The 20,036-nt window shown below is 72.0% G+C and carries 23 protein-coding genes; 14 read left to right on the plus strand and 9 right to left on the minus strand.

Features of this window, described 5'->3' with window-relative positions; translation table 11 throughout:
* The 3 genes from ACZ6CL_RS16945 to ACZ6CL_RS16955 all read right to left on the minus strand — a co-directional run.
* The coding region (locus ACZ6CL_RS16945; protein WP_468936838.1) for a PAS domain-containing protein at positions 1–1,018 on the minus strand (1,018 nt) is incomplete at its 3' end.
* A gap of 88 nt (positions 1,019–1,106) precedes the next feature.
* A complete protein-coding gene (locus ACZ6CL_RS16950; protein WP_468936840.1) occupies positions 1,107–1,961 on the minus strand; it encodes a caspase family protein in 855 nt (284 codons plus the stop codon).
* Between the two features lie 127 nt (positions 1,962–2,088).
* The gene (locus ACZ6CL_RS16955) at positions 2,089–2,718 is read right to left on the minus strand and encodes a TetR/AcrR family transcriptional regulator (RefSeq protein ID WP_468936842.1); all 630 of its coding nucleotides are present in this window, start codon (positions 2,716–2,718) and stop codon (positions 2,089–2,091) included.
* A 94-nt stretch (positions 2,719–2,812) separates the two neighbouring features.
* Here ACZ6CL_RS16955 and ACZ6CL_RS16960 point away from each other — a divergent pair, with 94 nt between their 5' ends.
* Together ACZ6CL_RS16960 and ACZ6CL_RS16965 are read left to right on the plus strand one after the other, a co-directional pair.
* A complete protein-coding gene (locus ACZ6CL_RS16960; RefSeq protein ID WP_468936843.1) occupies positions 2,813–3,238 on the plus strand; it encodes a nuclear transport factor 2 family protein in 426 nt (141 codons plus the stop codon).
* Entirely contained in the window at positions 3,231–4,079 is an 849-nt protein-coding gene (locus tag ACZ6CL_RS16965) for an NAD(P)H-binding protein (RefSeq protein ID WP_468936845.1), read from the plus strand. The genes ACZ6CL_RS16960 and ACZ6CL_RS16965 overlap by 8 nt, the downstream gene beginning before the upstream one ends.
* 30 nt (positions 4,080–4,109) lie before the next feature.
* Here ACZ6CL_RS16965 and ACZ6CL_RS16970 read toward each other — a convergent pair whose 3' ends face one another.
* From ACZ6CL_RS16970 to ACZ6CL_RS16980, 3 genes are all read right to left on the minus strand, one after another.
* Positions 4,110–4,871: a sulfite exporter TauE/SafE family protein gene (locus ACZ6CL_RS16970; protein WP_468936847.1), complete on the minus strand. Its 762-nt coding sequence runs from the start codon at positions 4,869–4,871 to the stop codon at positions 4,110–4,112.
* Between the two features lie 61 nt (positions 4,872–4,932).
* A complete protein-coding gene (locus ACZ6CL_RS16975; RefSeq protein WP_468936849.1) occupies positions 4,933–5,418 on the minus strand; it encodes a hypothetical protein in 486 nt (161 codons plus the stop codon).
* A complete protein-coding gene (locus ACZ6CL_RS16980) occupies positions 5,415–5,996 on the minus strand; it encodes an ATP-binding protein (protein WP_468936851.1) in 582 nt (193 codons plus the stop codon). The genes ACZ6CL_RS16975 and ACZ6CL_RS16980 overlap by 4 nt, the downstream gene beginning before the upstream one ends.
* A 354-nt stretch (positions 5,997–6,350) precedes the next feature.
* Here ACZ6CL_RS16980 and ACZ6CL_RS16985 point away from each other — a divergent pair, with 354 nt between their 5' ends.
* Entirely contained in the window at positions 6,351–7,136 is a 786-nt protein-coding gene (locus tag ACZ6CL_RS16985) for an SDR family NAD(P)-dependent oxidoreductase (protein WP_468936853.1), read from the plus strand.
* A gap of 108 nt (positions 7,137–7,244) precedes the next feature.
* Here ACZ6CL_RS16985 and ACZ6CL_RS16990 read toward each other — a convergent pair whose 3' ends face one another.
* Positions 7,245–8,645, minus strand: coding sequence for a hypothetical protein (locus ACZ6CL_RS16990; RefSeq protein WP_468936855.1), 1,401 nt, complete (start codon positions 8,643–8,645; stop codon positions 7,245–7,247).
* 292 nt (positions 8,646–8,937) lie between these two features.
* Here ACZ6CL_RS16990 and ACZ6CL_RS16995 point away from each other — a divergent pair, with 292 nt between their 5' ends.
* The 5 genes from ACZ6CL_RS16995 (at position 8,938) to uppS (ending at position 12,647) form a co-directional block, all read left to right on the plus strand.
* Positions 8,938–9,807, plus strand: coding sequence for a helix-turn-helix domain-containing protein (locus tag ACZ6CL_RS16995; protein ID WP_468936857.1), 870 nt, complete (start codon positions 8,938–8,940; stop codon positions 9,805–9,807).
* On the plus strand, positions 9,804–10,043 hold the full coding sequence (locus ACZ6CL_RS17000) for a DUF397 domain-containing protein (protein ID WP_468936859.1): 240 nt from the start codon (positions 9,804–9,806) through the stop codon (positions 10,041–10,043). The genes ACZ6CL_RS16995 and ACZ6CL_RS17000 overlap by 4 nt, the downstream gene beginning before the upstream one ends.
* 193 nt (positions 10,044–10,236) lie before the next feature.
* Positions 10,237–10,839, plus strand: coding sequence for a hypothetical protein (locus ACZ6CL_RS17005; RefSeq protein WP_468936861.1), 603 nt, complete (start codon positions 10,237–10,239; stop codon positions 10,837–10,839).
* A gap of 65 nt (positions 10,840–10,904) precedes the next feature.
* A complete protein-coding gene (locus ACZ6CL_RS17010) occupies positions 10,905–11,723 on the plus strand; it encodes an SAM-dependent methyltransferase (RefSeq protein ID WP_468936863.1) in 819 nt (272 codons plus the stop codon).
* 114 nt (positions 11,724–11,837) lie between these two features.
* The gene (gene uppS, locus ACZ6CL_RS17015; RefSeq protein WP_468936865.1) at positions 11,838–12,647 is read left to right on the plus strand and encodes a polyprenyl diphosphate synthase; all 810 of its coding nucleotides are present in this window, start codon (positions 11,838–11,840) and stop codon (positions 12,645–12,647) included.
* Positions 12,648–12,675: 28 nt separating this feature from the next.
* Here uppS and ACZ6CL_RS17020 read toward each other — a convergent pair whose 3' ends face one another.
* Positions 12,676–13,902 carry an acyl-CoA dehydrogenase family protein gene (locus tag ACZ6CL_RS17020; RefSeq protein WP_468936867.1) on the minus strand — a complete coding sequence of 409 codons (1,227 nt, stop codon included), beginning with the start codon at positions 13,900–13,902 and terminating at the stop codon, positions 12,676–12,678.
* A 178-nt stretch (positions 13,903–14,080) separates the two neighbouring features.
* Here ACZ6CL_RS17020 and ACZ6CL_RS17025 point away from each other — a divergent pair, with 178 nt between their 5' ends.
* Entirely contained in the window at positions 14,081–14,740 is a 660-nt protein-coding gene (locus ACZ6CL_RS17025; RefSeq protein WP_385444196.1) for a TetR/AcrR family transcriptional regulator, read from the plus strand.
* Positions 14,741–14,822: 82 nt separating this feature from the next.
* On the opposite strand, the gene def is transcribed toward ACZ6CL_RS17025, so the two are convergent.
* Entirely contained in the window at positions 14,823–15,371 is a 549-nt protein-coding gene (gene def / locus ACZ6CL_RS17030; protein WP_468936869.1) for a peptide deformylase, read from the minus strand.
* A gap of 176 nt (positions 15,372–15,547) precedes the next feature.
* Between def and ACZ6CL_RS17035 the strand changes: the two genes are divergently transcribed.
* The 5 genes from ACZ6CL_RS17035 (at position 15,548) to ACZ6CL_RS17055 (ending at position 20,003) form a co-directional block, all read left to right on the plus strand.
* Positions 15,548–16,786 carry a Mur ligase family protein gene (locus ACZ6CL_RS17035; protein WP_009712884.1) on the plus strand — a complete coding sequence of 413 codons (1,239 nt, stop codon included), beginning with the start codon at positions 15,548–15,550 and terminating at the stop codon, positions 16,784–16,786.
* A gap of 24 nt (positions 16,787–16,810) precedes the next feature.
* Positions 16,811–17,551, plus strand: a complete 741-nt coding sequence (locus ACZ6CL_RS17040; protein WP_468936871.1) for a type 1 glutamine amidotransferase — start codon at positions 16,811–16,813, stop codon at positions 17,549–17,551.
* A gap of 156 nt (positions 17,552–17,707) precedes the next feature.
* Positions 17,708–18,733, plus strand: a complete 1,026-nt coding sequence (locus ACZ6CL_RS17045; protein ID WP_468936873.1) for a 6-phosphofructokinase — start codon at positions 17,708–17,710, stop codon at positions 18,731–18,733.
* A gap of 73 nt (positions 18,734–18,806) precedes the next feature.
* Positions 18,807–19,757 (plus strand): cytochrome c oxidase assembly protein, encoded by a 951-nt coding sequence (locus tag ACZ6CL_RS17050; RefSeq protein ID WP_468936875.1) that lies wholly within the window; start codon positions 18,807–18,809, stop codon positions 19,755–19,757.
* Between the two features lie 93 nt (positions 19,758–19,850).
* On the plus strand, positions 19,851–20,003 hold the full coding sequence (locus ACZ6CL_RS17055; protein ID WP_385444205.1) for a hypothetical protein: 153 nt from the start codon (positions 19,851–19,853) through the stop codon (positions 20,001–20,003).
* Positions 20,004–20,036 lie beyond the last annotated feature (33 nt).

Genomic DNA, 20,036 nt, shown 5'->3' on the forward strand with positions numbered 1-20,036 from the left:
CGGCGAGCGCCCGGAAGCGGGCCGAGCCGTCGCTGCGCACCCGGGCCACGGGTTCGCGGTGCACCACCGCGTCGAGGACGTCGACGGCCGCGAGGTCGGCGAGCCGGGGCACCGCCACGTCGGTGAGTTCCTGGGCGGTCTGCCGCAGGTCCAGGGTGGTGCCGATGCGGACGCCCGCGTCGGCGACGACGGCCAGCCGCTCGCGCGCCTCGGCGACCTCGCTGGCCGCCCGGTGGCGTGCGGAGACGTCGATGACCGAGACGGCGATGCCCAGGACCCGGCCGCCGGAGTCCTCCAGCCGGTAGTACGACTCCGACCAGGCGTGGTCGTGGTCGGGGTCGGCGGGGGTGCGGCCGATGGTCTGCTGGTCCAGGATCGGTTCCCCGGTGGCCAGGACGCGCCGCATGGCGGTCTCGATGGCCTCGGTGTCGAGGCCGGGCAGCATCTCGCCGATCCGGCGCCCGCGCACCAGGGATTCGGCCATGCCGTTCATGCTCTGCAGCGACGGGTTGGCGCGCAGCCACCGCAGCTCGGTGTCGAAGACCGCGAGCCCCACCGGCGACTGCTCGATCAGCAGGCCCGATACGGCCAGGTCGGTCTCGACGCGCCGTACGGTCGCCTCGTCGGCGGCCAGCCCGAGTGCGTACGCGTCGCCGTGGCTGTCGTGGAGGCCCATGGTGTGGAACTCGACGCGCACGGTGGTGCCGTCCCGGCGGCGGACGGGGAAGACGCCCGCCCAGGTGTCGCCCGCCCGGACCCGGGCGAACAGGTCCGCGGCCGCCCGCCGGTCCTCCGGGCGGACGAGCAGCTGGTCCGCGCGGCGCCCCAGCGCCTCGGCAGCGCGGTAGCCGAACAGCAGCTCCGCCTCGGGGCTCCACAGGGTGATACGGCCGTCGGCGTCGAGCACCACGGCGGCGACCCGCAGGAGGTCGAGCACCCCGCCCGCGACGGTGGCCAGGCCGTCGCCACCCGCCCGGTCCGCCTCGCTGTCCTGGTCAAGACGGTCATGCGTCGTCATACCGGCACCTCACCGGCTCGCCGTGCCCTCCCTCTGTCATACCTCGCCGCGCGCGCCACCGCACCACCGATGGGGGACCCGGACACGGTCAGATGGTGAACGGGCGCTGGCCGGCGAAGGCGGGGCGCGCGGCTCCGGCCATGAGCAGATGGGGGGTCTGGTCCGGGGGCATCCTCCGGACGATCTCCCGGTGCAGCGCGCGGTAGCTGCCCGGGAACACCCCGCCCCGCCAGACCTCCAGCAGGGTGCCGGTGAACAGTCCGTTGACGGTGCCGTCGGCGGAGGTCTGGTTGTCCTGGCAGCCGGAGATGTGGAGCACCCCGGCGTCGATCTTCGTGAGGTCCTTGGCGGTGCGGGTCTTCTGGATGCGGTCGTAGAGGTCGCGGTCGCGCGCGTAGACGGCGGCCTGTACGGGCTGGGGCATGGCCCGCAGCCGCCTGCCGATCTCGCGGGGGTCCTCGGTGTCGAAGCGGCGTCCGAGTTCGCCCGCGCTGAGTATCTCGGGCAGCCGCCGGGCGACCGCACCGCTGTGGCAGCTGTCCGACAGCATCCAGATGCGCACGCCCTTGGCGAACTTGCCGAACAGCCCGAACAGCTCGTCGTCGACCAGCTGACGGTCGTACAGCGCCCAGGTCGCGTCCAGCCGGTCGCCGCTCTCGTCGTGGTTGAGATCGGGCACCTGGCCGCCGTGGCCGGAGTAGGTGAGGAAGAGGATGTCGCCCTCGGCGAGCCGCCCGGCCGCGGTCTCCAGTGCGGAGGTGACCGCCTCGGCGGTGGCGCCGCCGCTCAGCAGCGGGCCGGTGACCTCGAAGCCCGCGGCGGCGGCGAGCCGGGCCATGTCGGCCGCGTCCTGCTCGCAGGCCTTCAGCTCGCCGCTCCAGCCGTCGTACGCCACGGGGTCGACCTGGTTGAGTCCGATGTGGACGGAGAGACCGGTGGGCATGGGGGCTCCTCGGGTGGCGGTCGACTGGCCAGTGCGCGGCGCGGCCGCCCCGCGGGCGACGGATCGCCCTCCCCAGGATGATGCGGCGCCCTCCCCCGCCCCGCCCTGTTTTCCGAGCCCATACGGGCTAGGAGGCACCCCCGGCCCCGGTCAGGGCGTGCACGACGAGGTCGGCGGTGCGCTCCAGATAGCCGGGCTCGGGCGGCACTCCCCGCACCGCGATACGCCAGTAGACCGGCGCGGCGAGCAGATCGAGCGCCAGCTCGCGGTCCAGGTCCGGCGGCAGCTCACCGCGCTCCACCGCCCGGTCCAGCAGCCCGGCCGCACGGGCGCGGCGCGGCCCGCCGATGCTGACAGCGAGCGCCTGCGCCAGCGCCTCGTCCCGGCGCGCCTCGGCGACCAGGTCCGGGAGGATCCGGCTGAACTGCGGATGGGTCAGCCAGTCGGCGACCGCCCGCAGCGCGGCGAGCACATCGCCGCGCAGCGACCCGGAGTCGGGCAGGTCGACCATCGCGACGCTCAGCTCGGACGCGACGTCGATGACCATCTGCTGCTTGGAGGGCCACCGCCGGTACAGCGCGCTCTTGCCGACCCCGGCCCGCTTGGCGACCGCCTCCATCGACAGCCGCCCGTAGCCCTGTTCGGCGAGTTCGTCGAGGACGGCGGCGCGGATGGCCTCGGTCTTGGCCGGGCGGAGCGTGGCGGCGCCGCTCGGGGCGCGCCGGGTGGGCGAGGAGGGGCGAGTGGGTTCCGGCATGGGCAGACCCTAGCAGATGGACGAGACGGTACCGTTCTGTTTAGATGGTGGACGGGACGGTACCGTCCCGTCCAGTCAGTGGAGGAGAAGCGTCATGGACGAACGCGTCAGGGTGTACGAGCGGATGAAGAAGCTGCTGCTCGCCCACGACATGCAGGGGTTCGCGGAGCTGTGGGCCGAGGACGGCACCATGGAGTTCCCGTTCGCCCCGCCCGGCTGGCCGCGCAGGCTGGAGGGGCGCCAGGCGGTGCGGGAGTACGTACGCGACTACCCCGACCACATCGATATACGGGCCGTCGCCCATGAGACGGTCCACCGGACCGCGGACCCCGGCGTGCTGATCGTGGAGTTCGCGGTGGACGCCGTCGCCGTCCCCACCGGCCGCCCGCTCCGGATCGACTACGTGGCCGTCATCTCCGTCCGGAACGGCGAGATCACGTCCTACCGGGACTACTGGAATCCGCAACTGCTGAACGACGAACTGGACTTCACCGCCGAAGGAGACCGGACCCATGGCTGACCCCACCGTGCTGGTCACCGGCGCGACCGGGAACACCGGCTCGCGCGTCCTACGACTGCTGCGGGAGCGCGGCGCGGCGGTGCGGGCGGCCGCCCGGCGGCCCGATCCGGCGGCGGGCTCGGACGGGGTGCGCTTCGACTGGTACGACCCGGCCACCCACGCCGCCGCGCTGGCCGGGGTGGAGCGCGTCTACCTGGTCGCCCCCGTGGGCGAGGCCGATCCGGTGCCGGTGGTCGAACCGTTCCTGACCGCCGCGCTCGACCGGGGCGTGCGGCGGGTAGTGCTGCTCACCTCCTCCGCGGTCCCCGCCGACGCGCCGGGCATGGGCGCGCTGCACCGGCTCGTACGGGACACGGTGCCCGAGTGGGCGGTGCTGCGGCCGTCGTGGTTCATGCAGAACTTCACCGGCGACCACGCGGTGGCCCATGCCATCCGCGGTGACGGGCAGATCGTCACCGCCACCGGGGATGGCCGGGTGGCCTTCGTCGACGCGGACGACATCGCCGCCGTCGCCGTCGGAGCCCTGCTGGACGACCGTCCGCACAACACGGACCACGTCATCACCGGTCCGGCCGCGCTCAGCTACGCCGACGCGGCGTGCGTCGTGGCCGAGGTCTCCGGGCGTCCGGTCAGCCATGTGCCGGTGACGACCGGGGCGTTGCGGGAGCGGCTGGTGGCCGCGGGGCTGTCGCGGGAGTTCGCGGCGATGCTGGCGGGCTTGGACGAGGACATCCGGGACGGCGCGGAGGACCGTACGACGGACACGGTCCGCCGGATCACGGGCCGCGACCCGCGGTCGTTCGCGGACTTCGCCAAGGCCCACCGGGCGGCCTGGGACTAGGGGTGTCCGCACGATCCCGCCGGGCCCGCGTCACCGCAGCAGCAGCTGGACCCCGCCCAGCACGGTCGCCGCGATCACCAGCCGCTCGAAGAGCAGCTGGTTGATGCGGTCGACGCACATCTTGCCGAGGATCGCGCCGGGTATCACGAAGAGCGCGAGGCCCGCGTCCAGCAGCAGGGAGGGGCCGTCGATCAGGCCGAGACCGACGCTGAAGGGCACCTTGCACACGTTCACGATGAAGAAGAACCAGGCCGAGGTGCCCAGGAAGCCGAGCTTCCGGAAGCCGGAGGAGATCAGGTAGAGGGACATCACCGGGCCGCCCGCGTTGGCGACCATGGTGGTGAACCCGCCGAGCGCGCCGTACGAACCGGCCTTGACCCGGCCCCCGGCGCCGCCGTCCGGCTGGGCGGACGCGGCCGCGTCCGCCCCCGTACGCCGCCGCCACAGCGTGACCCCGGCCATGAACAGCAGGATCGCGCCGATCGACACGCGCACCGCCGCGTCGTCGGCCCACAGCATGAACACCCAGCCCGCCACCACCCCGACGGCGACCGCCGGAAGCAGCCGCCACAGGGTGGCCCAGTGGGCGTGCCGCCGGTAGGTGACCACGGCGAGCACATCGCCGACGATGAGCAGCGGCAGCAGCACGCCCGTCGACTCACGGGCGGGCAGTACGGCCGCGAAGATGGCGAGGCTGACCGTATTGGCCCCGCTGACGGCGGTCTTGGAGAAGCCGACGAGCAGGGCCGCACACGCGAGCACGGCCAGTTCCCAGAGGGCGAGGGTGTTCATGCCACGACACGATGCTACGTCCCCACCTGCGGGGATACGGCGGGGTGGGGCAAGACACCCCCTAAGCCGTCCAGGGCGGCCGAGGGGGGCCCGCCTCCTCCAGCGCCGCGCGCAGCGTCCCGCTGTCGGTGAGGCCGTCCCCGGGCCGGGTCAGCCAGACGTGGCCGCGCCGCACGCACCCCGGGCGCGGGCACCGCAGTACCCGGCCCGCCCCGGCCGCCGCGACCGTGCGGCGGCGGGCGTACGGGGTCCCGGCCAGCCAGCGTTTCCACTCGGTCGCGGAACCGGGCGGGACCAGGAACGTCAGCACATGGCTGGAGGTCGCCAGCATCACGGGTCCCGTCGCGGCGTCGCGCCGCTGCAGGGCCTGGATCACCGCCGTACCGATGTCGTCGGCCATCCGGACCAGGTCGAAGACGGTGCCCACCGGCAGGTCGGCGAGGCCGTCGCCGCTGGCCCACTGGAGCCGTACCCGCCCGGGGTCGTCGCTGGCGGACAGCAGCCAGTCGGCCGCGTCGGTCTGCACGGTGCCGCCCACAGGGCTCATGAAGCCCGCTCGAGCGGCAGGGTGAACCACACCTTCTTCCCCTCGCCCCCGGGGTCCGGCGGCTCGGTGCCCCAGTCGCTGGCCAGGCAGTCGACGATGGCGAGACCCCGGCCGGACTCCTCGGTCGGCGAGGCGCTGCGGAAGATGGGGATGACGGGCGAGCCGTCGGCCACTTCGACCCGTAACTCATGGCCGAAGGGTCCGGCGGCGACCTCCAGGGAGACGGTGATGGTCACGGTGTCGGCGGGGCCGTTGCTGCCGTGCTCGACCGCGTTGGCGAACAGTTCGTTGGTGGCGAGGACGGCGCCGTCCACGAGCGCGCCGAGCCGCCAGTCGTTCAGATGGCCGGTGACCATGCGCCGCACCGCGGCGGCACGGTCGGGAAGGGCGGGGAATTCGGCCCGGAAGAGCCGACGGGTGACGAGGGCGCTCATCGTCCCCTCCCCGCACGGTTCGGGGCCGGTGATCCGGATGCGGCAGCGGTTGACGGACACCGCGAGGGCAGGGCGGTCGCGCCCCAGGTCCTCGTCATCGGCCGGTGCCGGCCGCTGCGGCAGTCCTGGGAGGGATCGGCTCACGGTGTCCGTCCTCGTCGGTCTGTGGGCTCTCATGACATACAGGCACATGGGGTGGTTGATGTCCGGGTATGCGGGTAGGCGCTTGCTGGCGACTGACAGCGCTGCATCTGAGCCGGTGGCGGTAGGTGCGCGCCCCCCGTCCGACCCGCCTGGACCGGCTGCCACGGACGGAGTCGACGCGGTCGCGATGGGTGCCGGAAACCGGCATGGTTCCTCCTTCGAAGGCAGCTCGGAGCGTCATCGGTCACCGTCATGTAGAAAAACGGTTGAACCGACCGGCGGGCGAGAGGGCATGGGGGTTGTCCGGTTGTACGGGCGTAGTGGTTCGGGCTGTACGGCCCGTGCGGGGCAGCCGTGAACGGGGCGTTCCGCCTGGACGGCAAGCGGGTGCTGGTCACCGGGGGCACCCGGGGGCTCGGCGAACAGATCGTGCGGCTACTGGCCGCGTCCGGCGCGCGGGTGGCCACCTGCGCGCGGACGGCCGAGAGTCTGCGAGCCCTTGAGGCGTCGTTGGATACGGCGGGACCCGGGGCGCTGTTCACCGAGGCCCTCGACCTCACCGCACCGGACCGGCTGGAGGCATTCGTCCAGGCCGCGGCGGAACGTTTCGGTGGGCTGGACGGCGTGGTGGCGAGCGCCGGTGGCGCACGCGGCCGCGGCCTGGAGGAGGCGGACGCCCGCGACTGGTCCGCGACCTGGGAGCTGAACGTCGGCCATACGGCGCGGCTGGTCAAGGCCGCGGCACCGCATCTGCGGCGGTGCGGCGGCGGCTCGGTGGTGGTGATCGCCTCCATCTCCGGGTGGAAACCGGGACCCCAGGCGCAGTACGGGGCCGCCAAGGCCGCCCAGATCCACCTGGCGGCCTCACTCGCCCGCGAACTCGGCCCGGACCATATCCGGGTGAACGCCGTCTCGCCCGGCTCGATGCTCATCCCCGGCAAGCGCTGGGACCGGATGCGCGCCGAGGAGCCCGAGCGGTACGCCCGGTTCACGGCCGAGGTCCCGGGCGGCGGGCTGGTCACCCCGCTGGAGGTCGCCCAGGTCGTGGTCTTTCTGCTCTCCGACGCCTCCAGCGGGGTCTCCGGCGCCCATCTGCCCGTGGACCGGGCCCAGAACGCCCCTACCCCGAACGGCTACTGACGCTGCGTCACCACGGACTCAGGGGTGTCTCCCGGATCGGAAGACACCCCTGGCTCCTACACACGGCAGCCCCCCGGTCCCCCGCTCCGGGGGCCCGCCGCGCGCCCGTCAGGCCACGGACCCGAGCACCGACCGGGAGCGGTGCTCGAAGTCACGCACCATGGGCTCGCCCCGCCGGGGCCGCAGCCGGGAGCGGAAGTCGCGCAACGCCTGGATCGAGCGCTCACTGTGCACCCCGCTGAGGGTGTCCAGCGCCTCGCCCGCGGTACCGATGGCCTCGTCCAGCCGGTTCTGCTGGAGATAGGCCGTGGCGAGGACGGAGCGGCTGATGGCCTGGCGGCGGCGGCGGTCGGCGTTGGCACGCACCGACTCGGCGGCCGCCAGCTCGGCCTCCGCCGCGTTTCCCAGGTCCCGGAAGCACAGGGCCGCCTCGGCCGCCAGATAGTGGTGGTCCAGGAAGCGCACCCAGGGCGACTCCTGCTGGGCGCCCCGGCTCGCCTCCAGCTGGGCGTCGGCGGCGCGCAGCGACTTGGACGCCTCCCGGGGCTGGTCGAGCGCGGCATGGCCGCGGGCGGCCATGGCGTGCAGCCGCATCAGGCCGAGCGGGCTGCCCGCGTTCTTCGCGGTGGCGACGCCGACCCGGGCCAGCTCGACCCCCGCCTCCGGCTGACCGAGGTTGGTGGACAGATGGGACAGACCGGCCAGGATCTGGCCGCCGAGCACCCGGTCGCCGCCCTCGGCGCACAGCCGCAGCGCCTGGGTCATATAGCGCTGGGCCAAGCCGTATTCGGCGTTGTCGTAGGAACTCCAGCCGGCCATCGCGGCCAGCTTGGCGGCCGCGATGAACAGCTGGCGCCGCTCGTGCGGCGGCGCGCCGCGCTGCTGGAGCATGGGCACGACCTCGGTCGACAGATAGAGCACGATGCTGGCGCGGACCTGGCCGCCGCCGAAGCGGTTGTCCATCTCGTCGAACATGCTGATGGCCGCGTGGACCTGCTCGACGCGGCCGCCATCGGCCACGGAGGAGAGCCGGGGGGCGTCCTGGTTCTCGACCAGCCACAGCAGCCATTCGCGCTGCGGGGTCACCAGGGCTCCGGCGACGAAGGGCACCGCGCCCAGCAGGCTGCGGCGGGAGATATCGGTGGAGCCGAGTTCGGCGAGCGTGTGCAAGGTCTCTGCTACGTCCTCCCGGTAGGCCAGCGCTCTGGCGACGACGGGGCGCTGACGGTCGGCGATGAAGCCGAGCTCGGCGGGCGCCAGCGGCCGGCCGAGCCGGTGGGAGAGCACGGCGGCGATCAGCTCCGGCGTGTTGCCGCGCGGCTGACCGCCCTGCAACCAGCGGGTGACGGACGCCTTGTCGTAGTTCGACTCGTGTCCTTGCCTGCGTCCCAGTTCATTGACCCGGTGCGCCAACGAGGCGTAGGAGCACCCGGATTCCTTGAGGGCCGCGGCCAACGCGGCGTTGGCGGGGGCACTCTGGCGCCCGCTTCCCGGCTGTGCGCCCGGCATCACCGTAACCCTCCCCGGCACGCGCCACGGAGGTGTACGGGATCCCCGCCGCGCGGCGCCGCACTGCTCAGCGGCTTCGTCAACGACGTTGTGGACGAAGGAGGTTGGGAGCCCCCGCCGTGGAGGGTGAGATGGGTCACCCGCTCACTATGCGTGGTGACTCGCTCACCCCGCAACCTTCGTTCTGATAATTTCAGAACGATCCGCATAGCTCTGTCTGTGTCGTCCGGCTCGTGGCACACTGTCCAGGCACACTGTGCAGGCATATGACAACCCTTCCGGGAGGCGGGACGTGAGCGAGGCACGGCCGAGCGGCGCCGCCCCCACCGTCTTACGCAGGGTCCTCGGGAAGCGCCTGCGGCACTTGCGGGAGCGGGCCCGGTTTTCCTTCGAAGAGGCAGCTCAGGCCATCGAAGTGACCCCGTTGACGGTGCGCCGGATGGAGAAGGCGGAAGTCGGCCTCAAGATCCCGTACGTCAAGGAACTGCTGCGGAATTACGGCGTCCGGGGACCCGAGATCGAAAGCTTCCTCGCCCTCGCCCGAGAGGCCAACCAGCCCGGCTGGTGGCATCAGTTCCGGGACGTACTGCCCGACTGGTTCAGTGCGTATGTCAGCCTGGAAAGCGAGGCCACGGTCATCCGTGCGTACGAGCCGCACTACGTCCCCGGGCTGCTGCAGACCGAGGACTACGCCCGTGCGGTGCTCCGTATCGGCTTCCCCAATGACACCGAGGAGGAGCTGGAGCGCCGCATCGCGCTGCGCCTCCAGCGGCAGACCCTGCTCACCAAGCCGGACGCGCCGATCATGTGGGCCATCCTCGACGAAACGGTGCTGCGCCGCCCTGTCGGTCCCAGCGAGGTGATGCGGGACCAGATCGACCACATCGTCGAGACCCTCGCGATGCCCAAGGTCCGGCTGCAGATCATGCGCTTCGCGTCCGGGCCGCACCCCGGGGCCTTCGGCCCCTTCCACTACTTCCGCTTCGGGTTCTCCGAACTGCCCGACGTCGTCTACACCGAGAGCCTCACCGGCGCGGTCTACGTGGACCGGCCGCATGAGGTCGTGGCCTATCTGGAGGTCCTGGACCGGATGGCCGTCCAGGCGGACCCGATCGGCGACACCAGCACCATCCTGGCCGAACTGCGTAAGGAGCTGTCATGACGGACCCCGTCTACACCGGGATGCCGGCCACGGACCTGGGCACGGAGGGCTGGGAGAAGCCCTGGAGCGGGTCCAACGGAGGCACGTGCATCGAGGCCAAGCGACTGGAGGACGGCCGGGTGGCCCTCCGCCAGTCCACCGACCCCGGCGGCCCCGCCCTGATCTACAGCCGCTCCGAGGTCGCCTCCTTCCTGGAGGCCGCCAAGGCGGGCGAGGCCGACTTCCTGATCGCCTAGGGGGTATCAGGGAGTGCGCCGGGCGCACCCCTGACGGGCCACGATGCGAAAACCACTACGGTCGCACAACCGCACAACCCCGTAGCGCACTCCCGCCCCCGCCGTACCGCCACGCACACTGAAGGCGCCGTGGCGGGCGGCGGTGTCGTCCCTCCATCCAATCCGGGTCGCTCCGGAACGACGGGAAGACGGGATGAAGCTCCAGCATGCGGTCGCACAGCGGCGCACACTGATCGTCGAGGGCTGTGACGGCGTCCGCCGGGACGGGCTGCTGGCCGGGCTCGCGGACCGGCACGGCTTCGCCGTCACCCGCGCCTCCCCCGACCTCCCGCACCTCGACCCGGTTCGCCCTTACCGCGAGTTGCTCCAGCACGACGGGGCGCTCGCGGTGGACGCGGGGCTGGTCGGCGAGCTGGTCTACGGGCCACTGCGGCGCGGGCACTCCCGGGTGACCTGGATCCAGGCATTCGACTTCGCGGAGGCGGTGGCCGAGCGCGACGGGGCCTTCGTCCATGTGACCGCGCCCGCGTCGGTGCTGGAGGACCGGCTGACGGCCGCGCGCGGCGCGGGCGCCGCGGATCTCGCGGAGATCGGCGCCGCGCTGATCGGGTTCGACCGGGCCTTCCGCACCCTCGCCCAGCACGCCCCGGTGCTCACGGTCGGCGAGGAGCCGGATGCCGGTTCCGGCCCCGAGCCGGGCCCCGGTGAGACTCCGGTGACACTCCAGACGGCCTCCTTCGCCCGCCGCCTGCCACGGATTCGCTCACCCGTCCGCCGCTATGCCGGGAATCGATGAACTCCCGGGCAGAGTGGGTAAGTTGGAGCCTCTCGCAGGCATGACGTACGGCAGGAGAAGCACCGATGACCAACGGTTCGTCCGCCCCCGGCACCAGCCAGCAGGCGTGGTCGAAGATCGACACCACCGTGCCGCACTCGGCCCGGATCTGGAACTACTGGATGGGCGGCAAGGACAACTACGAGGTCGACCGGACCGCCGGTGACCAGTACCGGGAGGTCGCCCCGAACATCGAGGTCATGGCCCGCGCCTCACGCGCCTACCTCATCCGCACCGTCACCCATGTGGCGGGCGAGTGCGGCATCCGCCAGTTCCTGGACATCGGCACCGGGCTGCCCACCTACGACAACACCCACCAGGTCGCCCAGCGGATGGCGCCCGAGGCCCAGATCGTCTACGTCGACAACGACCCGCTGGTGCTCCGGCACGCCCAGGCGCTGCTGACCAGCACCCCGGAGGGCGTGACCGACTACATCGACGCCGATCTGCACGAGCCCGAGCGGATCCTGGAGATGGCCGCCAAGACGCTGGACTTCGACCGGCCCGTCGCCCTGATGCTGATGGGCATCCTCGGCCACATCCAGGACTACGACGAGGCGGTGTCGATCGTCCGCCGCCTGCAGGCGGCGCTGCCCTCCGGCAGCTACTTCGTGCACTACGACAGCACCGACACCGACCAGGCGCTCCAGGAGGCCCAGCAGGGCTACGACGACACCGGCGCCGTGCCGTACGTGCTGCGCGGCGTGGAGGAGATCAGCCGCTTCTACGACGGCCTGGAGCTGATCGAACCGGGTATCGTCTCCTGTCCGCTGTGGCGGCCCGGGCCGTCCGAGACACCCGTCGAGACGACGGACGTCCACGGGGGTGTCGCGCGGAAGCCATGACGACAGCTGTCGCCGTGCCGACCAAACGAATGGTTCGGCCACCGGGGAGGTAACCCGCGGCCCCGCCCCGTCGTCAGACACGGCACCGGGAAGCCGAGGCGGAGGGACGCGCGGGTGTTCGAGGTCGGAGCCTGGAGAGTGCCCTCGGTCAAGCGGCTGCTGCGGGCGTCCGTCACCGGCCCGCCGCCCGCCGTCGTACGGCAGTGCCGAGGCCCCCGGGACGACATCCCGGGGCCGCCCCGGCATCTCGCCATCATCATGGACGGCAACGGCCGCTGGGCCGCCCTGCGCGGCCTCTCCCGCACCCGGGGCCATGAGGCGGGGGTGCTGGCACTGCCGCGGGTGGTGGACACGGCGCTGGAGGAGGGCGTCGAGCATCTGTCGCTGTTCTTCTTCTCCACCGAGAACTGGAACCGCCCGCGCGGCGAGGTGGCCGCCCTCATGCGGCTCACCGCCCAGCTCGCCGACGTCTTCCGCGCGTACGGCGAGCGCGGCGTACGGCTGCGCTGGCTGGGCTCCGAGGCCCGCCTCCCCCGGTCCACCCTGGCCGCCCTGCGCCGGGCCGAGGCCGAGACGGCCGACAACCGCGCGATGACGCTGGCCTTCTGCTTCAACCACGGCGGGCGGGAGGAGATCGCCCGCGCGGCGACCTCGCTGGCCCGGGCCTCGGCGGACGGGGCGCTGGATCCGGGCCTGATCGACGAGGCGCTGTTCACCCGGCACCTGCCGCACGGCGACCTCCCGGACATCGACATGCTGGTGCGGACGTCCGGGGAGCAGCGGATCTCGAACTTCATGCTGTGGCGCGCGGCCTACGCGGAGCTGTTCTTCGTGGACACCCTGTGGCCGGATTTCACCGCGCAGGAACTGCGGGACCTGCTGGCGGCGTTCGCCCGTCGCAAACGCCGCTTCGGCGCGAGGTGACGCGGCGGATCCAGCGGATCTAACGGATTCAGCGGATCGGGACGCCGGAGAGGGTGCGGGCGATGACCAGGCGCTGGATCTCGCTGGTGCCCTCGAAAATGGTGTAGATGGCGGAGTCGCGGTGCATGCGCTCGACCGGGTACTCGCGGGTGAAGCCGTTCCCTCCGAGGATCTGGACCGCCTGGGCGGTGACCGTCTTGGCGGTCTCACTGGCGAACAGCTTGGACATGGACCCCTCGGCCGAGTCGAAGGGCTTGCCGTTCACGGCCATCCAGGAGGCCCGCCAGACCAGCAGCCGCGCGGCGTCGATCCGGGTGCGCATGTCGGCGAGCTGGAAGGCGACACCCTGGTTGTCGATGACGGGGCGGCCGAACTGCTGCCGGGTCTTGGCGTAGTCGAGCGCGACCTCGTAAGCGGCGCGGGCGGTACCGACGGCCATGGCGCCGACGGCCGGGCGGGACGCCTCGAAGGTGGCCATCGCGGCGTTCTTCAGCCGCTCGCCGCCCGCCGTGGCCCGCTCGCGGGCGCGGGCGAGGCGCTCGTCCAGCTTCTCCTTGCCGCCGAGCAGGCAGCTGCCGGGCACTCGTACGTCGTCGAGGACCACCTCGGCGGTGTGGGAGGCGCGGATGCCGTGCTTCTTGAACTTCTGGCCCTGGGACAGGCCGGGGGTGTCAGGCGGGATGATGAAGGACGCGTGGCCCTTGGAGCCGAGCGCGGGGTCGACGGCCGCGACCACGACGTGGACGCTCGCGATGCCGCCGTTGGTCGCCCAGGTCTTGGTGCCGTTGATGACCCATTCGTCCTTGGCCTCGTCGTAGACGGCCCGGGTGCGCATGGCGGAGACGTCGGAGCCCGCGTCGGGCTCGGAGGAGCAAAAGGCGGCGACCTTCACGTCATTGGCGTCGCCGTACATCTGCGGGATCCAGGTGCCGATCTGCTCCTCGGTGCCGTTGGCGAGCACGCCGACGGCGGCCAGGCCGGTGCCGACGATGGACAGGGCTATCCCCGCGTCGCCCCAGAACAGCTCCTCCATGGTCATGGGAATGCCGAGACCGGTGGGGTCGAAGTACTGCTGGGCGTAGAAGTCCAGCGAATACAGGCCGATCTTGGCGGCCTCCTGGATAATCGGCCAGGGCGTTTCCTCGCGCTCGTCCCATTCCGCGGCGGCGGGGCGCATGACGTCCGCGGCGAAGCCGTGGATCCACTCGCGCACTGCCTTCTGATCTTCGTTGAGGTCGAACGAGAACTCCGCCATGGCCCCTCCACCTGCTGCATCTGCTGTTACCTGCGGTAACAGCAGTGTGTTACTGACGAGTAGGCGATGTCAACTCCACGGCTGCGCGAACCCCTTACCCCGGGCGGGTGTTACGTTGCGCAGATACGCGGAGCCCATATATACGCGTGAACACGTCAGGGGGCGGGGAGGCCACGTCATGGAGACCGGGACCAGTCAGCGCGAGGATCAGCAGCAGGCGGCCGCACGGCGCCGCAAGGAGCTGCTGGAGGCCGCCGACCGGGTGGTGCTGCGCGACGGCCCCGAGGCCTCGATGAACGCGATCGCCGCCGAAGCGGGCATTACCAAGCCCATTCTGTACCGCCATTTCGGCGACAAGGGAGGGCTCTACCGCGCCCTCGCGGTACGCCACACCGACGCCCTGCTCGCCTCGCTGCGCAAGGCCCTGGACGCCCCCGCGCCCGACCGCCGCGGCCGGGTGGCGGCCACGCTGGACACCTATCTGGCGGCGATCGAGGCCCGCCCTCAGGTGTACCGATTCCTGATGCACCCGGCCGACCAGGGCCACCAGCAGGAGCAGGAACAGGGCTTCGACGTGGGCCACCACTCCGCCCCGCTGCTGCGCCGCATGGGCGACGAGCTGGCCAAGGTGATCGCCGACCGGGTCGAACTCGGCCCCGGCGGCGAGGAGGTGGCCCGGATCTGGGGCCATGGGATCGTCGGCATGATGCACGCCGCGGGCGACTGGTGGCTGCGGGAACGGCCCTGCTCCCGCGAGCGGCTGGTGCACCACCTCACCGATCTGCTGTGGGGCAGGCTGGCCCTGGTGGACGACCGGTTCGGCGCCCCGGGATTCTGAACCGGAGTTCTGAGCCGGGATTCTGAGCCGCAGTCCTGAGGCGGAGTCCTGAGCGCCTCCCGAAACACCCCGGAAGCGCGCTCTACGCCCGCTCGCGCGCCCACGGCGCGCGACGGGCCGCCCACAGCACCCGGCGGCGCCGCAGCCCGTCCAGCCGGTCCAGGAACAGCCCGCCGTCCAGGTGGTCGCATTCGTGCTGGAGACAGCGGGCGAAGAAGCCGGTGCCCTCGACCCGCACCGGGTCCCCGGTCACCGTCACGCCCTCCACCACCGCGCGGTCGAAGCGCGGGGTGCCCGACTCGACGCCCGGCAGCGACAGACAGCCCTCGGTGCCCCGCACGGTCACCCCGTCGGCCTCCGCGAGCCTCGGGTTGACCACATGCCCCAGATGACGCCGGTCCTCGTCGTCCGGGCAGTCGTAGACGAAGACCCGCAGCCCCACCCCGATCTGGTTGGCGGCAAGACCGACCCCGCCCGCCGCGTACATCGTGGCGTAGAGGTCCTCGACCAGCCGGGCGAGCGCGGCGTCGTACGCGGTGACCTCCTCGCACGGCGCGCGCAGCGCCTGATCGCCGAGCAGCCGCAGGGGCCGTACCCTCCCCCGGCTCCCCGGGATCGCGCCGTTTCGCATGAGAGCCAAGCGTACGGTCCCCCGGAAGGGGCGACGGGATTCGGGACACCGCCCGGATCTCGATAGGCTGATCCCCGACCGTGGCCTCCCGGCTGGCGATTCGGCGCGGAGGGGGCGTACCACCGGTGCCTCGGGGGGCAGGTGCGGCGCCGGTATGCGAGGAGGATCGAGAGACGATGGCAGGCAACTCAGAGCCGCTGTCGCCACGTGCCAAGCTGGCCGTGACGGCGGGCAAGGCCGCGGCGGCGGTGTCGAAGGCCGCGGGCCGCGGCAGCGGGTCGGTGATCGGCGGCAAGGTGGCCCTGCGCCTCGACCCCGATCTGCTCAGCAGGCTGGCGCACCACCTGGACGTGATCCTGGTGTCGGCGACCAACGGCAAGACCACGACGACCCGGCTGATCGCCGAGGCGCTGCGGGCCGCCGGCCCGGTGGTCTCCAACGCGCTCGGGGCCAATATGCCCGCGGGCATCACCTCGGCCCTGGCGGGCGGCTCCGACGCCCGCTACGGCGTGATCGAGGTCGACGAGAAGTACCTCGCCGGGGTGGCCCGCGACACCGAGCCCAAGGCCATCGCGCTGCTCAACCTCTCGCGCGACCAGCTCGACCGGGCCGCCGAGACCCGGATGCTCGCCGAGAAGTGGCGCGAGGGCCTGGCCGGTACGAAGGCCACGGTGATCGCGAACGCGGACGACCCGCTCATCGTCTGGGCCGCCTCCTCCAGCCCCAATGTGGTGTGGGTCGCGGCGGGCCAGGAGTGGAAGGACGACGCCTGGTCCTGCCCGGCCTGCGGCGGCGTGCTCCAGCGCCCCGGCGACGACTGGGTGTGCGGCGAGTGCGGCTTCCGCCGCCCGGTGCCCAGCTGGGCGCTCAACGGCGAGTACGTACTGGACCCGCACGGCGCTGCCTGGCCGATCCACCTCCAGTTGCCCGGCCGTGCGAACAAGGCGAACGCGGCCACCTCGGCGGCCGTCGCCGCGACCTTCGGCGTGCCGCCGCAGGTCGCGCTGGAGCGGATGTACCAGGTGCAGGCGGTCGCGGGCCGCTATGACGTGGTCACCTTCCAGGAGCGCGAGCTGCGGCTGCTGCTGGCGAAGAACCCGGCCGGCTGGCTGGAGACGTTCTCGCTGATCGACCCGCCGCCCACCCCGGTGATCCTCTCGGTGAACGCGCGCGGCGCGGACGGGACCGACACCTCCTGGCTGTGGGACGTGGACTACACCCGGCTCGCCGGGCACCCGATCTGTGTGATCGGCGACCGCAAGCTGGACCTCGCGGTGCGCCTGGAGGTCGCCGGGCTGGACTTCCGGGTCTGCGCCGACGCGGACGAGGCGGTGCGGATCTCGCCGCCCGGCCGCATCGAGGTGATCGCCAACTACACCGCGTTCCAGGACCTGCGCCGCCGGGTCGGGAACTGACCCCCCGCACGAGGAGACACGACGATGCGTAGCACGAGCCAGAACGGCCTGCGTCTGGTCTGGGTCTACCCCGACCTGCTGAGCACGTACGGCGACCAGGGCAACGTCCTGGTGGTGGAGCGCCGGGCGCGCCAGCGCGGGCTGGACGTCTCCCGCCTGGACGTCCGCTCCGACCAGCAGATCCCGACCTCCGGGGACATCTACCTGATCGGCGGCGGTGAGGACCGCCCGCAGCGGCTGGCCGCCGAGCGGCTGATGCGGGACGGCGGGCTGAACCGCGCGGTCGCCAACGGGGCGATCGTCTTCTCGGTGTGCGCCGGGTACCAGATCCTCGGCCATGAGTTCGTCAACGACCTCGGCCAGCGCCAGCAGGGCCTGGGCCTGCTGGACGTGATCAGCACCCGTGGCGAGGGCGCCCGCTGCGTCGGCGACGTACTGGGCGACATCGACGAGCCGCTGGGGCTGCCGCCGCTGACCGGGTTCGAGAACCACCAGGGCGTCACCCACCTGGGCCCGACCGCGCGCCCCTTCGCGCGCGTCCGGTTCGGCAACGGCAACGGCACGGGTGACGGCTACGAGGGCGCGTACAAGGACACCGTCTTCGGGACGTACATGCACGGCCCGGTGATGGCCCGCAACCCGCACATCGCGGACCATCTGCTGAAGCTGGCACTCGATGTGAACGGGCTGCCGCCGGTCGACGACCAGTGGTACGAGGCGCTGCGCAACGAGCGCATCGCGGCGGCCACCGCCCAGCCCGCCTGAGCGCCCTCGCGCACGGTTGAGCCGCCAGGTGACCGCATCGCGGACACCTGGCGGCGAAGCGCGTCCCGTGGCGTCCGCCGCTTGTAGGGTGTCGTCGTCCAGCCGGACAGCGCGGTCCGGATGTCGGCTCCAGTGCAGACAGAGGAATCACGCGCCATGCGCATCGGTGTGCTCACATCCGGCGGCGACTGCCCCGGACTGAACGCGGTCATCAGGTCCGTCGTCCACCGCGCCGTCGTCGACCACGGCGACGAGGTGATCGGCTTCCAGGACGGCTGGAAGGGCCTGCTGGAGGGCGACTACCGCAAGCTCGACCTGGACGCCGTCGGCGGCATCCTGGCCCTCGGCGGCACCATCCTCGGCTCGACCCGGGTGCAGCCCGCGCATCTGCGGGACGGGGTGGAGCGCGCGAGGGGCCATGTCGAGGAACTGGGTCTGGACGCGGTCATCCCGATCGGCGGCGAGGGCACCCTGAAGGCGGCCCGGCTGCTGTCGGACGCCGGGCTGCCGATCGTCGGCGTTCCCAAGACGATCGACAACGACATCGCGTCGACCGATGTGACCTTCGGCTTCGACACCGCGGTCGGGGTGGCGACCGAGGCCCTGGACCGGCTCAAGACCACCGCGGAGTCGCATCAGCGGGTGCTGATCGTCGAGGTCATGGGGCGGCACACCGGCTGGATCGCGCTGCACTCGGGCATGGCCGCGGGCGCCCACGCGATCGTCGTACCGGAGCGCCCGTTCGACATCGAGGAGCTGGCCCGGACCGTCGGAGCCCGGTTCGAGGCGGGCAAGAAGTTCGCGATCGTGGTCGCGGCCGAGGGCGCCAAGCCGCGCGAGGGCACGATGGAGTACGCGGCGGGGGAACGCGACGTCTACGGCCACGAGCGGTTCGCCGGTATCGCCCGCCTGCTCTCCGTCGAGCTGGAACACCGGCTGGGCAAGGAGGCCCGGCCGGTGATCCTGGGCCATGTCCAGCGCGGCGGCACGCCGACGGCGTACGACCGGGTGCTGGCCACCCGCTTCGGCTGGCACGCCGTCGAGGCGGCGCACCGCGGCGAGTTCGGCAAGATCACGGCGCTGCGCGGTACGGACATCGTGACGGTGCCGCTCGCGGACGCGGTGGAGCAGCTGAAGACGGTCCCCGCCGAGCGGTACACCGAGGCCGAGTGCGTGCTCTGAGCTGACGGGTTCTACGCTGGTGCGGGCACATTTGGTGCACACCGGGTAGAGCAGGAAGGCCGGGGATACTCAGATGGATCACGGCGGACACGGCATGATGATGGATCTGCCGCCGTTCACCCTCGCACGCGGATTGGCGTTCGGCGGTGATCCCTTCTTCCTTGTCGGCTGTGTGCTGGCGCTCGCGCTGTACGGCTGGGGCGTGACGCGGCTGTGGCGGCGTGGCGACAGCTGGCCGGTGGGGCGGCTGGTGGCGTTCGTGGCCGGTGTGCTGACGATCGCGGTCTCGATGTGCACCGCGCTGAACGACTACGGCATGGTCATGTTCAGCGTGCACATGGTCCAGCACATGATCATCAGCATGGTCTCCCCCATCCTCCTGCTGCTGGGCGCCCCGGTGACGCTGGCCCTGCGCGCCCTCCCGGCGGGCGGGCGGGGCCGCAAGGGGCCCCGGGAACTGCTGGTGGCGCTGCTGCACAGCCGCTACATGCGGATCATCACCCACCCCGTGTTCACGATCCCGCTGTTCATCGCGAGCCTGTACGGGCTCTACTTCACGCCGCTCTTCGACTTCCTGATGGGCTCCAAGGCCGGGCACATCGCGATGATGGTCCACTTCCTGGCGGTGGGCCTGGTCTTCTTCTGGCCGATCATGGGCGTGGACCCGGGTCCGCACCGGCCGGGCTATGTGATGCGGATGCTGGAGCTGTTCGCGGGGATGCCGTTCCACGCGTTCTTCGGGATCGCGCTGATGATGGCGAGCGCGCCCATGGTCGGCAGCTTCGAGCACCCGCCCGGCTCGCTGGGGATCGACGCGCTGGCCGACCAGAACGCGGCGGGCGGCATCGCCTGGGCGTTCAGCGAGGTGCCGTCGGTGATCGTGCTGGTGGCGCTGGTGTACCAGTGGTACAAGTCCGATCAGCGCCAGGCGCGGCGTGACGACCGTACGGCGGACCGTGACGGCGATCAGGAACTCGCCGCGTACAACGCCTATCTGGCCTCGCTCCAGGCTCGCGGACGCTAGCCGAGGACCCCACGGCCGAGAGACGATGGAGTCTCGGCCGTGGGGCCGGTGTTCCGGCGTCGGGGTGCCGGGACCGCCGTGAGGAGGTCGGGGATGACCGGATCTGCCAAGGGAATGACGGCGTGCGCGGTGGGCGGCCTGGTGGTGGTGACGGCCTACACCGTGGCACTCGGGAGCAACGGCTGGCTGTGGTTCGCCTGGGTCGTGCTCGCGCTGCTGGCGGTGGGGACGCTGCTGGCCCGCTGAAGGGGCGTTACGTCACGCAGACGCGTCACGCGG

The sequence above is a fragment of the Streptomyces sp. NPDC041200 genome, assembly GCF_055591805.1.